The organism is Paenibacillus sp. BK033 (assembly GCF_004345425.1).
Taxonomy (GTDB): domain Bacteria; phylum Bacillota; class Bacilli; order Paenibacillales; family Paenibacillaceae; genus Pristimantibacillus.
On the sequence record NZ_SLVP01000005.1, the window covers coordinates 231422 to 246354 of the forward strand.

The following is a 14933-nucleotide window of genomic DNA, read 5'->3' on the forward strand; positions in this document are numbered from 1 at the left end:
TAGTGTTACAGCCATATTTCGTGTGAGTGATATTGACGCCAATATAACAATGACCTATATTACCTCTAAGCTTTCTGTAAGAAGAATCTCATTTGTTCGGCAAATCGGGGGAGGGTCTTGGCATGAAGAAGCTCATTATGGTTGCAGCGGCTGCTTTGCTTGTCTTTACGGCGGCATGCTCGAAGGAAACAAAAACGAATTCAACGGAAACGGGCGCATCCGCAAGCGGTGATCAGACAAAGCCAAGAGTTGCTTTTGTCTACCTCGGCGTTCCGGGGGACGGAGGCTGGACTTACGAGCATGATCAAGGCCGCAAGATGATGGAGAAAGAGCTTGGCCTTACGGCAACTACGGTCGAGAACGTACCGGAAGGCGCGGACGCGGAGCGCGTATTCGAAGAGCTTGCCGAGAAGAATGATATTATCTTTGGCACAAGCTTTGGCTACATGGATGCGATGGTCGCCGTAGCCAAGAAGCATCCCGATGTGAAGTTCCTTCACGCAAGCGGCTATAAAACATCGGACAATCTTGGCACATACTTGGGCAAGGAATACCAAAGCGCTTATCTTGTAGGGATGGCGGCAGGCAAAATGACGAAAAACAATCACCTCGGCTATGTCGGCGCTTACCCGATTCCGGAAGTGATCTATACCATCAACGCGTTTGCTCTAGGCGTACAAAGCGTTAATCCGGCAGCGAAAGTTGACGTCGTATGGAGCAATACGTGGTTCGATCCAACGGCCGAGCGTCAGGCGGCAACAAGCCTGCTCGACAAAGGCGTAGACGTCTTGGCCGCATATCAGGATTCGCCGGCAAGCATTCAAGCCGCTGCCGAACGCGGAGTATGGGGAATCGGCAACGACTCGGATATGAGCAAATACGCACCGGATTATTACATTTCCAATCCGAAATGGAATTGGGGTCCCTATTACGTGCAGACGGTTAAAGCCATTATGGACGGCACCTGGAAGTCCGAAAGCTATTTCGGCTCGATGAAGGACGGCATCACCGATATTGCTCCGTTTGGCAAGAACGTTCCGCAGGCAGTCAAAGACCTCGTCGAAGCGAAGAAGAAGGAAATTTTAAGCGGAAGCTTCGATGTGTTTAACGGACCTATCGCCGATCAGAGCGGTACGGAGAAAGTGCCGCAAGGCAAACGGATGACCGTAGACGAAATATTGAGCATGAATTGGTTCGTCAAAGGCATTGAAGGAACCATACCGCAATAGATCAAGACAGAAAGGGAAGTGGCTGGCATGATTAGAAAAGATCCCGCACTCGAGCATGAATGGCATCCGGTAGCGATAGCCTCGGATATTACCGACACTCCCAAGCAGGTCGTCGTATTGGGAGAGAAGGTCGTCCTATTCCGCACGAAGCAAGGGGTAAAAGCCATGAAGGACCTTTGCATTCATCGCGGAGTCCCGCTGTCGCTTGGGCGCGTGGACAATGACGAGCTTGTCTGCGCGTACCATGGCTGGCGTTATGACGGTGACGGGCGCTGCGTATGCATACCGGCAATGCCCAAATCGCAGGCGATCCCGCTTAAAGCGAGAACGCAAACTTATTTGTGCCGGGAACGGCACGGATTTGTCTGGGTTTGCCTGGGAGAGCCAAGGGAGGATGCCCCGCCGCTTGAAGGGAGAGTTGACGAGGGGCTTCTGCCGATCCGGATGGGGCCATACCCGGTTAAGGCATCCGCCCCGCGCGTTATCGAGAATTTCCTGGATGTCTCGCATCTGATGTTTGTGCATGAAGGGCTGCTTGGCGACAGTGAATTCGCCGAGATCAACGACTACAACGTACATCATATAGACGGAGCGCTAGTTACGGACGAGATCGTCGTTTACCAGCCGGACCCTGACGGACGCGGAATCGGCGTCGATAACCGGTATATCTATGAGATCTATACGCCGTGCTGCGTCAAGCTGGCGAAGCGAAGCGAGGGCTCGGACGAAATCTTTCATTTGTTCCTGATCGTACTCCCGGAGACGGAGACGACCTGCACGGCGTTTATGCTGCAGCTCCGCAACTATGCGCCCGAGGTTCCGGATCAGGTGTTTATCGATTTTCAGAATACGCTGCTTGAGCAGGACAAACGCATTGTCGAGGAGCAGAAGCCGGAGCTGCTGCCTCTGGACCTGCAGGCAGAGCTGCATCTCAAATGCGACCGCGTTGCCATCGCTTACCGGCGTAAATTGAAGGAGCTAGGGGTAACGATTGGAACAGAATAAGATTCGAACATGAAGAAGCCGCGTTTATCGCGGTTTCTTTTATTTTCGTCTATTCCTATTCCTTATTGACTTATGGCCTAGGGGACTTTATACTCCATTTATTAAAAGTGTTTTAAAAAGTGTTTGCTAAAAGGGGCGAGAACATGTCTTCTCACACGCATAATACGATTCATGTAAAAAAGATGAATGTCGAGCTGGTCAAAAATGCTTTAAAGGCTCAGGGGATCGCTACAAAAGCATCGATTGCCGGGTTGACCAAGCTAAGCGTGGCTACTTGCGGGACGATTCTGAACGAGCTGCTGGCCGCCCGCGAGATCATTGAACTCGAGCCGGATGGGGCAAATGGCGGGAGGCCAGCCAAACAGTATAAGTACAATGCTGAGTTTGGCTGCGTTATTTGCCTGCTTGTCAGGACGGAAGGCGGCATTCATTCCATCGGCTGCAGCATTGTGAATTTGCTAGGCGAGACCGTCAGCGAGACAACCGTGGAGCTGCCTCGCATCGACAGGGAGGTTATTGATCAGATCATTGAAGGCATAATCAACGACAAGGAGAATGTTCAAGCCATCGGGATCGGGATTCCGGGCGTCGTTCACCGCGGAGTGATTGGCGTATGCGATGTGCCGGATCTGGCCGGAATGCCGTTAGGAGCATACCTGGAGGAGAAGTACGGGGTCCCGGTTACGATCGAGAATGACATGAACATGACGGTGTACGGCTTCTACCACCTTCAAAATTTTGAAGAGGATAAAACGTTTGCGGTAGTGACGTTTCCGAAGAATCATTTTCCCGGGGCCGGTTTTATCGTGAACGGCCGGATTTTGTCGGGCAACACGACATTTGGCGGCGAGGTATCGTTCCTTCCGTTCGGCGTTACACGCAAGGAGCAGCTGCGTCAGCTGCATACGGAGGAAGGCTTTATCCGGCTGGGGGTTATGACATTAGCCTCGATCATCGCTATCATTAACCCGGTGGCTATCGCGATAACGGGCGAGCTTCCGAGAGAGTCGCAGCTTAAGGATCTGCGCGAGGGATGTCTGAAGGATATTCCCGAGGAGCATATGCCGCAGCTTATCATACAGAACAATACGCATCGGGAGTACATGACGGGCCTTGTTGCAGCGACGCTGGAAAGCCTGACTTACCGGCTGCAGGTTACGGAGAAAAGATAACAAGTTAGGAGCACGCGAAGAGTGGAAAAAAGTATGGGCAAGTTCAATAAGATTTACGCCATGCAGCTGGCGACCATTTTTATCGGATTCATTATTTTCGGCTTTTCGGAAAATATTAAAGGTCCGGCTATACCGCGCATTCAATTCGACTTTATGCTGAATGAGTCCCAGCTGGGCACCTTGTTATCCTTAAACGCTTTGGGGTATTTGATAGCCTGTTCATTTACGGCATATTTGACGAAAATATGGGGGATCAAATGGGTAACCGCTGCCGCATTCGCCTCTATGGCTTTATCCGGCATTCTTATCTTCTTCTCCCATCATTACTCGTTGTTCTCGGCTTCGTATTTCCTCATGTATATCGGCAACGGAATGCTGGAGATTGGCCTTGCTATACTAAGCGCCCGGATTTTCGTGAAAAATACCGGTACCATGATGAATATGACGCATGGCTTCTACGGCTTAAGCTCCACGGTTGCGCCGCTTATCGCAACAGGCCTGATGAAAGTGACGATTGCCGGCCATACGCTGGATTGGCGCGGAATGTACCTCTTGATGCTGCTGTTGTCCGTCATTCCGATTGTCATCGCGTTGTTCAGTACGTTCCCGGGGGATGGCATCTCGCATGAAGACCGCGTTCCGCTAAAGACCTTGCTGAAAGACCGGGTACTATGGTTAATGGTGCTTGTGCTGACGTTTGGCGTTGTGTCCGAACTGGCCGTTGGCGGCTGGCTCGTTAATTTCCTGGAAAAAGCCTATAACTGGGATACCGTTAATGCTTCCGGCATGTTGTCTATTTTCTTCTTATGCTTCGCGTTGGCGCGGCTGCTGCTTGGTCCGTTGACGGATCGGATCGGCTTCGTATTATCGCTCATTATTTTCTCAGGCTTCTCGGCATTATGCACCTTTGCCGCAATTGCCGGCGGCGAGAGCGTTGCGTTCCTGTTTGCCGCTTCCGGCGTCGGTATTGCGATGATTTATCCGACGGTAATGGCTTTTATCGCAAAGCGATATCCGAAAGGCAGCGATACGGCGATTACCTTTACGGTCACCATGATGGGGTTGGGCAGCGTAATCGGCAACTATCTGATCGGGGGAGTGACTGAGCTCGTCAAGCATTTGGTGGGCGAGAATTCGCCAACCAGCTTGCTCCGCGGCCTGCAAGCCGGCTACGGCTTTATTGGCTTATGCGCGGCCTTATGCGCAATAACCGGCATTATTCTGTATATTTATTTGTATAAGAGAAAAGAAATCATTTAATGAAGAAGCGCCAATATTCACGCCCTATGGGCAGGAGATTGGCGTTATTTCATGAATGGACGCTTACCGTTCGAATAAAATCCGATCTTCCACACATGATCATGATACGCGGGGGCTGCACCAAAAACAGAGGAAGGAACATCCAAGCATGCTCATAAATTCGAATCTTGAAAAGTACGAGGCTTTTATTCGCGAACTGCCGCTCAAGTCCCGTTACTCGCCTAACGACTTGCTCGTTCCCGAATTATGCATGATGCGGGAAGGGCCGATCGAGATGTATTATGCGCCGCACAATGATTACGGCAATCCTCTAGCCAGAATCATGATTGTCGGCATCACGCCAGGCTGGAATCAAATGGAGATCGCGATCCGGACTGCGAAGCTGGCTATGCTCAAGCATAAATCCGCCCAAGAAATATGTAAAGAAGCCAAGATGGCTGCGAGATTTGCCGGATCTATGCGGAGCAATCTCATCCAGATGCTGAACGAATTGAACTTGCATTCGTATTACGGACTTGCCGATTGCAAGGCGTTATTCGAAGATGAATCTACGCTCCTTCATACCACTTCCTTGCTTCGCTATCCCGTCTTTACGAATAAGAAAAATTACAGCGGTCATAGCCCCGAGCTTTCGAAAAACGTCTTATTGTACACCTATGCCTATCAGTTGATGATGAGTGAACTTGAAGCATTGAACCATACTCCGCTTATTATTCCGTTAGGGAAATCGGTGGAATTGGTATTCAAGCGATTGCTTAGCGAAAAAAAGATCAACGAAAAGCAAGTCGTATGGGGATTCCCTCATCCCTCCGGCGCAAACGGGAATCGGCTGCGGCAGTTCCAGCAATACAGAGACGAGATGGAGAAGGGGATTAGAAACTTTGTGCTGCTGCAACAATAATTCCATTTTATTCGTTTACATATTAAGGAAATGAAACGGATAATGGGGGAGCCTATTGGATCTAATCATACATACGTTAATTCACGTTGCGGCCGGCGCCGGCGCCGCTTATTTGTTCGGCAGAGCATACGCGGATTCACTAGGGAAGCGTTCCCTTTTGCTTCTCTTCGGAGCAATTGCCGGGCTGGCGCCGGATTTTACGAAGTTTTTTGGCGATTTGCTTTTTCACTCCGTCTTTTTTGTTCCGCTCATCGGATGGGTACTCGCTTATAGTTATTCCAAGGTCCAACAGGAAGTCTCGTTCAAGCGGATGTGGCTGACGTTCATGATAAGTGCAGGCACTCATTTGCTGATTGATTATATAGGCAACGGAGCAGCTTTGTTTTATCCGCTTATTGACCGTGAATACGAATTCAGCGTTATCGATCGGGACGATATCTTTGTCCTATTGCCGCTGCTGCTATCCTTGAGTATCGGGTTGTGGATTCGGAAGGGCAGGTATTTGGTTCTAGCCGGCGTCCTAACCACCTGCGTATATATCGGAGCTCTGGCCTATTCCAAGGCAGACCTGGAGCATAGCTTGATGGAAAGGTACAAACAGGACCATGTTGAGTCTTTGCTGACTTATCCGGATCCTTCTGGCAGGCATTGGAGGTTTATGCTGCGGACGGAGACTGCCGCCGTATTTGGCCGCGCATCCCTCTTGGGGAACCGGATTGAAATCGACAATGAAAGCAGCTTCAGTACTCAACGCATGGAAAAAGCAGAGGCTGACGCCTCGCCGATAACCGTAGCCGGGACGATGACATTATCCAGAAACGATATGATTGCGATTATGAATAAGCCTTATTTTATCGATATTGAGCTGGTTAACGGAATTTACTCCGAAGACTGGTCGCCGGGACCGTTCATGGGGCCGAATTGGAGCGGAGAATTTCAGCTCGTGTTGAGGGATGACCTCGGCAATGAGCTCAGCCGGGTAGCTTTGAATGATTTTTACACGGATCCTTTGCTGTTCAACTCTACGTTTGAGCTTTCGTTTGATGATTATAACGGAGACGGTGACCCGGATTTTACCATAGGGCAGTACGGAACAAGCAACGGGAATTACTACAAGCTATTTACTCTGACCGGCAGCAACGAGTTTCAGGAGCTGGAAGCGGGAGGAAGCGAGGGGCTCTTTATAAGCGCGGTGGACTCCACGTACTCCACCGGTCTGAACAAACTAAACGATTCATCGTTCCAAACCGATTACTACGATAATTCCACGGGCCAACACGTGAAAAGTACATTTGCTTGGGATGGAAAAAAATTCATGAAACAATGAGAGAATGGAAGGCATGAAGATGCCTTCTTTTTTCATGGGGCCTGCGACCCTCTATCATAATTGAAATCATAGGCTCATACATTAGTTGATGGTTTCCTGAAACAGGAAGTTACACCAATTTGTCGAAGTTAATAGAATTCCTTAAAGGCTGAGAGGTAGATTATGACGTCACTAACGGAAGCTTACATTGATAGCTTGGCTCCCAATGCGGGAGCGATGAAGAACGGCCGGGATCTGGTGAAGAAGAACAGCTTCCCGGTGCTTCGAAGAACGGAAGACGGAACCTTGCTGTTTGGCGAATGCAAAGGAAGCGGAAAGGAACCGTACCGTTGCTCGGTTGATTTTGTTCAGCCGGATAGTCCCGTGTCGCGCTGCTCTTGTCCAAGCCGGCAGTTCCCCTGCAAGCATACGCTTGGATTAATGTATGCTTACGCGCTCGGCAAGCCGTTCGAGCTGGCGGAGCTTCCGCCGGATATCGCCGAGAAACGGGGCAAAGCGGAGAAGCGGGAAGAGAAGAAGAAGGAAACCGAAGCCGCTGAGTCAGGCGGTACGGCTCCTGCCAGACGCAAGGTTAACAAGTCGGCGCTGGCTAAGAAGATCAATGCCCAGCTTGAAGGCCTGCATCTATTGGAAAAAATGGTGCTGCAAACCGTTCAAGGCGGACTCGGCAGCTTGAGCAAGAAAAATATTCAGCTTCTCGAAGAACAAGCGAAGGAATTGGGCAATTACTATGTTCCCGGCGTGCAGGCCGAGTTAAGGGAGCTTATCCTGTTATTTGGCGATGAAGGGAACCGAGAAGCGGTTTATTCGAAGGCTATCGAGCAGCTGATCCGTATCCATTCGCTGGTTAAGAAGGGGAAAGCGTATTTGGAGCGGCGCTTAGCGGAACCGGAAATGCCGTTAGACACGGATTCAACGATTGAGGAACAGCTTGGTCATGCGTGGCAGTTAGCCGAACTAAAAGAATATGGCCGCACGCGGCAAGCATCCGAGCTGCTGCAGCTTTCCTTCTTGTCGTATACCGATCTGGCAAGAGGAGAATACGTGGATGCCGGATGGTGGGCCGATCTGCAGGACGGAATGGTTCATGCCACGCGTAATCTCCGTCCGTTCCGGGCAGCCAAGCAGTTAAAGGAAGAGGATACCGTATACGCCGTTGTGCAAACGGATGAGTTGTACCAATATCCAGGCGAGATCAATGCCCGCGTAAGGTGGGAAAAGGGAACATTCCGCGAGGCTGCCGTGCAGGATTACAAGGCGGTAAAGGGAGCAGCAAACGGCTCCTTCCCGGATGTGATCAAACAAGTGAAAAACATCATTAAAAATCCGCTGTCGGGCCGCAATCCGGTGGTGCTGATCGCCTACCATACGATCGAGAAGTCCGGAGAGGGCTACCTGTTCCGGGATAAGCAAGGCAAGCCGATTCCGGTTACATCGGACATGATCGCTACGCCTGCGCGATTCGAGACGGTTGTGCCGTTATTGCAGGAAGAAGAGCTGCGGGATCAGGCAGCATTAGTCATGTTCCGGCATGACATGGACAGCGGACGTCTGTCGGCGCAGCCGATGAGCATCATTACGGATAGCCGGATTATTCGGCTGTTGTATTAGAGGAGTGACTACCATGAGCGTAGATCTGTTGCTTGACCTTCAGGTTGAGGTTCGAAGATTATTTATTGCCGGCAGCAGCCTGTCCGAAGGGGATATCCGGTTATCGAAGCTGCTCCCTTCCTTGCAAAAAGCCGGGGAGGCGGCGCCTGTCTTTAAACGGTTGGCAGATACAACGGAGGATCTTATCCAAGCCCCGCGCGCCGAAAGCGCTTCGAAGCTGCTGGAGCTGGCCACGCTGCTCAGCGCCGTCCTGCACACGCAGGGCAAAACCGATGTGGCGGGAGAGACGCAGCCCGTCAATAGCACAGGACTGTCGCTTCCTACGGAGGTAACCTTCCGGAGATTGCATCCGCTGCTTGAAGCCTTAACGACAAAGGGCTCGGGCAGGCTGGAGCAGATCCGTCAGGCTTGCGAAGACAGGTGCTTCCTGGATCTTCGGGCATTGCCGGCTTTATGCAGCGCGCTAGACGATGTTTATTCCGAAATCCCGGAATTCATTCAGCAGAAAATGCTGCCGGAGTTTGGCCAAGCGGCTGTTCCCTTACTTCGGAACCAGCTGAATCTGCAGGGCGGCAAAGGGGACGCAAGACGACTTCAGCTGCTTCATCTCCTGCAAGGGGAATCCGCGCTGGAGCTCGTAGCGGAAGCCGGCGCATCGGGTGCTCCTGAATTAAAGATTGCGGCTATCGAGCTGCTCAGCGGCTACGAAGGTCAAGAGGGCTTCCTGCTTGAGCAGAGCCGGGAAAAAAGGAAGGAAGTCCGAGAAGCGGCCTATTATGCCCTTGCGCGGCTTTCAACCATTCCTTGCCAAGACCGCTTGTTTGAAGCCGTCGCTTCGAAGGATGCAGAGCTTGTTATTTACCCCATTCGCAAATGTTCGGCGCTTGCGCTTCATAAGCGAATCATCGGACACGCGGATGAACAGCTGGTCCGTTATGCGGCCAGCGAAGGCAAGGCGAAAGAAGCTGCACTGCAGCAGCTGTATTACGATCTGCGCTGTTTGAGCGGGCATGCGAATGAGCTCGCCGAGGCAGCCTTCCCGATGCTTGGCAAACTGATGGCAACCGATGAATTCATGACTGCAGACGCGGGGGGCGTGCAGGACGCGGCGGCAGAGCTTCTGCTGGCGATGGAATCGGAAGCGGCCGACCGGTTCGCGATTGGCCTTCATTCCGCCTATAAAGGCAAATTTATCGGATACAGCTTCCGCGCTGCCTTTAGGCAATTGTCTCCGGCAGAGCTCTACGACCGGTATGCGGATGCCATCAAGGGACGTTCGGCGCCCGCAAAGCTGCTGCAGCAAGCGATTCAGCAAATCGTTCACGACCAGCTGGCGAGCAGCGATGAACGTGCCGATGCCGTTCCGCAAGAGGCTTGGGACCGGCGCTGGGTGAAGGCGCTGGCCGGTCAGGATTTGACGGATCTGGTCTGCGCATTTACGCATGAGAATGACCGGGACGTTACGTCTTACTTAGTATCGAAGCTGAAGGACGGCTCAAGAGTTAACGATTACCGGACGCAAAATGTGCTGCTGACGTTATTTCGCGTTGGGTTCAAGGAAGCTCCCGAGCTGTTCATGGGGATGCTTGAGAACAAAACCTCCCGCAGCTTCTATTACATAGACTGGCGGATGAAGCAGCTGTTCGCCTCGATGCCGAAGGCTTACGCGCCCCGTCTGCGCGCGTTTGCGGAAGCTCTTGCTTACGAATCCGGTTAAAAATGAATTGCTAGAGATTGTCGAGGCATTGGAAGCCATGCCAGACGATATGGCAGGGGAGAGTGGAAAGGGAGTATGGGCATGGATCAAAAACAAAATGTATTGAGATTACCGGCGGAGCAGCTGTATGCGCATGAGCTTGAAGCGCTGAAAGCCGCCGATAAGAATAACGAGAAGCCGGCGGGCTGGCAGCTGTCGCCTAAAGCAGTGCTAACCTTTATTACCGGCGGCCAGGCGGGCGAGACCACGATTACTCCGAAATATATCGGCAATAAACGGCTCGTCGAAATGGCTATAGCAACTCTTTTGACAGACCGGGCGCTGCTCTTGATCGGCGAGCCGGGAACGGCAAAATCATGGCTGTCGGAAAATCTGACCGCCGCGATCCACGGCGACTCTTCCAAGGTTGTGCAGGGCACGGCAGGCACGAGCGAGGAGCATGTCCGTTACTCCTGGAACTATGCGCTTCTGCTTGCGCAAGGCCCGTCGGACCAAGCGCTCATCCGAAGCCCGATTCTTCGTGCCATGGAAGGCGGAGGAATCGCCCGCTTTGAGGAGATTTCCCGCTGCGCTTCCGAAGTGCAGGACGCTTTGATTTCCATCCTGTCGGAGAAGACGATAGCCATTCCCGAGCTTGGCAGAGAAGTTCCCGCCGAACGCGGCTTCTCCATTATTGCTACGGCTAATACAAGGGACCGCGGCGTTAACGAGATGTCGGCTGCTTTGAAGCGCCGCTTTAATATTCTGGTGCTGCCGGCACCTTCAAGTCTGGATACCGAGATCGATATCGTGCGCCGCCGGGTAAGCGAAATATCGACGAACTACGAGCTGCGCGCATCGCAGCCGGATGACGAGGCGATCCGCAAGGTCGTTACGATTTTCCGCGAGCTTCGCAGCGGCCTGACGCTTGACGGCAAAGAGAAGGTAAAGTCGCCAAGCGGCGTTATATCAACGGCCGAAGCGATCTCACTGCTTACGGGCAGCATGGCGCTTGCCGGAAGCTTCGGCACCGGCGAACTGACTGACGAGGATATCGCAGCCGGGCTGCAAGGGGCCATCGTGAAGGATGATACGAAGGATCAGCAGGTGTGGAAGGAATATCTCGATAACGTGATGAAAAAACGGGGGGCGTCATGGCGAAGCCTGTACAACGCGTGCGCGGAGATGAACGGTTGAGCGGACCGCATTATTTCGGCATCAGGCACTTATCGCCGGCAGGCTCCTATCATCTCCTCGCCCTGCTCGGGGAGGTAAAGCCGACTGCGGTATTAATCGAGGGTCCAAGCGACGCGGGTATTCTTGCCGAGCAGCTGACCGCCCGCGGCGTAGTCCCGCCGGTGGCCATGCTGGCTTATACGGACCGGCTGCCCGTGCGTACGCTGCTGTATCCGTTTGCCGACTATTCCCCGGAATATCAGGCCTTGTTATGGGCCAGAAACCATAATTGTCATTCGGAGTTTATCGATTTGCCGACGGAGGTATCTCTTGCCCTTGCCGACGCGAGAAGGGATGCGGTACCGGATCTGTCGGATGGCAGCTTGACGGAAGCCGCCCCTCCTGCGGATCTTTATAGCAGGATAGCCGAGCTGTCCGGCGAACCGGATTACGAGGCGTATTGGGAGCGGCATTTCGAGCATCGTCTACAGCCGGACGCTTACCGCAGCGCAATCCGTGCGTATGCGCATGAGATGCGCGAGCTGACGGATCAGGAGGAGCAGAAGCTGACACCGCGAGGCTACGCCTATAACGAGATTCGGGAAGCCTTCATGCGGCGTAAAATTCAAGATACCATTACAGCCGGACACGAGCCGGATAAAATCGTTGTGGTCAGCGGCGCCCATCATACCTCGGCGCTGAACTTAGAGCTGCCGGCGATGACGGATGCCGAGATTAAAAAGCTGCCACGGGTACCATCCAAGATGACCTTAATGCCTTATTCCTTCTATAAATTATCCTCGCATTCCGGCTATGGGGCAGGCAATCAGGCGCCTGCTTATTATTCGCTGCTGTGGCAATGCATGAAGCAAGGGAAAATGAAGGAATTGCCGGCCTTATATCTGTCCTCCGTTGCCAAGCAAATGCGGGAGCAAGGAACCTGGCGTTCGACGGCTTCGGTCATCGAGGCAGTGAGAATGGCAGATGCGCTGGCGTTTATGCATGATGGCGTGCTGCCGACCTGGAAGGATCTGCGGGACGCGGCCACCGTGCTTTTTGGCTTTGGGGAATTCTCGTCTGTCGCAGAAGCGCTTGCGAGAGTCGATATCGGAACGGTGATCGGCAGCTTGCCGGAAGGCGTCAGCCAGACTCCCGTGCAGGATGATTTGAACCGCGAGCTCAAGCGGCTGAAGCTGGACAAATACAAGACGCTTGTTGCCTCCGGTCTGGAGCTGGATCTGCGGGAAAACAGGCGGGTGAAATCCGAGGAATCCGCATTCCTTGATTTGAATCGTTCTATTTTCCTGCACCGGCTGGCCGTGCTGGGAATCCGATTCGCCCGCAAGCAGCGGGTCAGTCAGACGGATGCGACTTGGGCGGAGCATTGGGTGCTTCAATGGTCGCCGGAAGCCGAGATCGAGACTGTGGAATCCACCCTGAAAGGCGAAACGGTAGAGCTTGCAGCCGCTTATGTTATTCATGAAGAGCTGCTGGCCTGCGCGAACATCGCCGAGGCAGCGAAGCTGATCCGCAAATCCTGCGAATGCGGGCTGCCGCAGGTGATGGGGCAGGCGACCGGCGTTTTGCAGCGGCTGGCCGTTGAAGCCGGAAGTTTCGAGCAAATTGCCGAAACGGTTCAAGAGCTGTCCGTTCTGCTGCAGTACGGCTCCATTCGCCGGATCGAGACGGAGACCTTGGAGCCCCTTATGCAGCAGCTGTTTCTGCGCGGTACCCTTATGCTGCAGGATGCGGCAGGCTGCAATGACGATGCGGCGGCAGGGATGGTGACCGCTATTCAAGCGATGAATGCGGCGGCGGAAGAGCATTACCAGCTCGTGGACGGGGCGCTTTGGATGAATAGGCTCAAGGAGCTTGCGGCCCGGGATGACCGCAACGCAAAGCTGTCCGGGTTTGCCTTTGCGATCGTGCTAGAGAAGAATGAAGCGGGCGAAGAGGAATGCGCGAGGGAGGTATCGCGCCGTCTGTCGCCCGGTATTCCGGCGGACATCGGTTCCGGCTGGTTCGAAGGCATGTCGATGCGCAACCGTTACGCGTTGTTGTCGAGGGATTATTTATGGCGACAGCTGGATGAATACGTGAATTCGCTTGAGGAAGAGCCGTTTAAGCGCTCGCTTGTGTTTTTGCGGCGCGCGTTCGGCGGCTTCGAACCTAGGGAAAAAGCGGCAATTGCCGAGCTGCTGGGCGATTTGTGGGGAAGCGGCGCGGAACCAACCGGCGAGGCCCTTCAACGTCCGCTTAACGACGATGAAAAGGAGCAGCTGGATGAACTTAACGACTTTGACTTTGGAGATATATAGCCTATGACGACAATGGATCCGGAACAAGTCAGACGCTGGAGGCTTATATTGGGAGCTTCTGCCGAACAAAAGCTGCAGGGAGCGGGAGGTCTGCAAGGAAGGCCTCTTTTAAGCGATGAGGATCTGCTGATGGATGAAGCCCTGGCGGCAATTTACGAAGGGGAAGGAGGAGCCGGGCTTAGCGGCCAGGGTAACGGCCATGCATCCAGATCCCGCTCTGCCGGTCTTGGTGCCTCTTCTCCCAAGCTGGCTAAATGGCTTGGCGATGTGCGGCATTTTTTTCCGCCGGATGTGGTTTCCGTCATTCAAGCCGATGCCGTAGAACGCAAGGGGCTCACCCAGCTGTTATTCGAACCCGAGCTGCTGTCCCAGGTTAAGCCCGATATCGGAATGGTCGCCACCTTAATGTCGCTTCGCGGCCAAATTCCGGAGCGTACGAAAGAGACCGCGCGGGCACTCGTTCGGGAAGTGGTGGACGATATCATGAAACGCCTCGAGCAGGATCTTACCCGTGCGGTTACCGGCGCTTTGAACCGGAGGCAGCATTCTCCGCTGCCTTCTTTAAGCGGTCTCGATTGGGGGGCCACGATCCGCAAAAACCTGAAGCATTACGATCAGGAGCGCCGGCTGCTTATCCCCGAGAAGGTCTATTTCTTCGACCGCGCTCGGAAAAGCAAGGAATGGACCGTCATTCTCGATATCGACCAAAGCGGCTCGATGGCAAGCTCCGTTATTTACGCGTCGCTTGTTGGGTCCATCTTTGCGAGCATGCCTTCTTTGGAGACAAAGGTGGTGGCCTTTGATACCGAGGTGGTGGATCTAAGCGAGCAATGCGCCCACGACCCGGTGGATATGCTGTTCGGCATTCAGCTTGGAGGCGGAACCGACATCAATAAATCGCTCCAATACTGCGAGCCGTTTATAACCGAGCCGAAGAAATCGATCTTTATTCTTGTCTCCGACCTGTATGAAGGCGGCAACCGGACCGAGATGATCCGGCGGTTGAAGGAGATGCATGAGTCCGGCGTAAAAACCGTCTGTCTGCTCGCGCTGTCGGATGACGGCGTGCCGTCCTATGACGAATCGGTCGCGAAGAAGCTGGCGCAATACGGCATTCCTTGCTTTGGCTGCACGCCGGATAAATTGGCGGAGCTGATCGAGGGCGCTTTGAGAGGAATGGACCTGCAGAAGCTTGCCGACCGGATGGGGCAATCCGCGAAAGGGAATTAAACGTATAG

11 protein-coding genes are annotated in these 14933 nt (G+C 53.3%); all 11 read left to right on the forward strand.

What is annotated here, in order from left to right; all coding sequences use genetic code 11:
- Window positions 1–122: 122 nt before the first annotated feature.
- The 11 genes from EV294_RS18415 (at window position 123) to EV294_RS18465 (ending at window position 14925) form a co-directional block, all read left to right on the forward strand.
- Complete coding sequence (locus EV294_RS18415) at window positions 123–1229, forward strand: BMP family ABC transporter substrate-binding protein (protein ID WP_132309365.1); 1107 nt, start codon at window positions 123–125, stop codon at window positions 1227–1229.
- Window positions 1230–1256: 27 nt separating this feature from the next.
- Complete coding sequence (locus EV294_RS18420; RefSeq protein WP_132309367.1) at window positions 1257–2234, forward strand: aromatic ring-hydroxylating dioxygenase subunit alpha; 978 nt, start codon at window positions 1257–1259, stop codon at window positions 2232–2234.
- A gap of 143 nt (window positions 2235–2377) precedes the next feature.
- Window positions 2378–3406 carry an ROK family protein gene (locus EV294_RS18425; protein ID WP_132309369.1) on the forward strand — a complete coding sequence of 343 codons (1029 nt, stop codon included), beginning with the start codon at window positions 2378–2380 and terminating at the stop codon, window positions 3404–3406.
- A gap of 33 nt (window positions 3407–3439) precedes the next feature.
- A complete protein-coding gene (locus EV294_RS18430; protein ID WP_132309829.1) occupies window positions 3440–4666 on the forward strand; it encodes an MFS transporter in 1227 nt (408 codons plus the stop codon).
- Between the two features lie 148 nt (window positions 4667–4814).
- Window positions 4815–5567: a uracil-DNA glycosylase family protein gene (locus EV294_RS18435; RefSeq protein ID WP_243711701.1), complete on the forward strand. Its 753-nt coding sequence runs from the start codon at window positions 4815–4817 to the stop codon at window positions 5565–5567.
- A gap of 55 nt (window positions 5568–5622) precedes the next feature.
- The gene (locus EV294_RS18440; protein WP_132309371.1) at window positions 5623–6894 is read left to right on the forward strand and encodes a metal-dependent hydrolase; all 1272 of its coding nucleotides are present in this window, start codon (window positions 5623–5625) and stop codon (window positions 6892–6894) included.
- A 162-nt stretch (window positions 6895–7056) separates the two neighbouring features.
- The gene (locus EV294_RS18445; protein WP_132309373.1) at window positions 7057–8505 is read left to right on the forward strand and encodes an SWIM zinc finger family protein; all 1449 of its coding nucleotides are present in this window, start codon (window positions 7057–7059) and stop codon (window positions 8503–8505) included.
- 13 nt (window positions 8506–8518) lie between these two features.
- Window positions 8519–10222, forward strand: coding sequence for a hypothetical protein (locus tag EV294_RS18450; RefSeq protein ID WP_132309375.1), 1704 nt, complete (start codon window positions 8519–8521; stop codon window positions 10220–10222).
- Between the two features lie 81 nt (window positions 10223–10303).
- Window positions 10304–11398 carry an ATP-binding protein gene (locus tag EV294_RS18455; RefSeq protein ID WP_132309377.1) on the forward strand — a complete coding sequence of 365 codons (1095 nt, stop codon included), beginning with the start codon at window positions 10304–10306 and terminating at the stop codon, window positions 11396–11398.
- The gene (locus tag EV294_RS18460) at window positions 11356–13695 is read left to right on the forward strand and encodes a DUF5682 family protein (protein ID WP_132309379.1); all 2340 of its coding nucleotides are present in this window, start codon (window positions 11356–11358) and stop codon (window positions 13693–13695) included. The genes EV294_RS18455 and EV294_RS18460 overlap by 43 nt, the downstream gene beginning before the upstream one ends.
- Before the next feature lie 3 nt (window positions 13696–13698).
- On the forward strand, window positions 13699–14925 hold the full coding sequence (locus tag EV294_RS18465) for a VWA domain-containing protein (RefSeq protein ID WP_132309381.1): 1227 nt from the start codon (window positions 13699–13701) through the stop codon (window positions 14923–14925).
- Window positions 14926–14933: the final 8 nt, after the last annotated feature.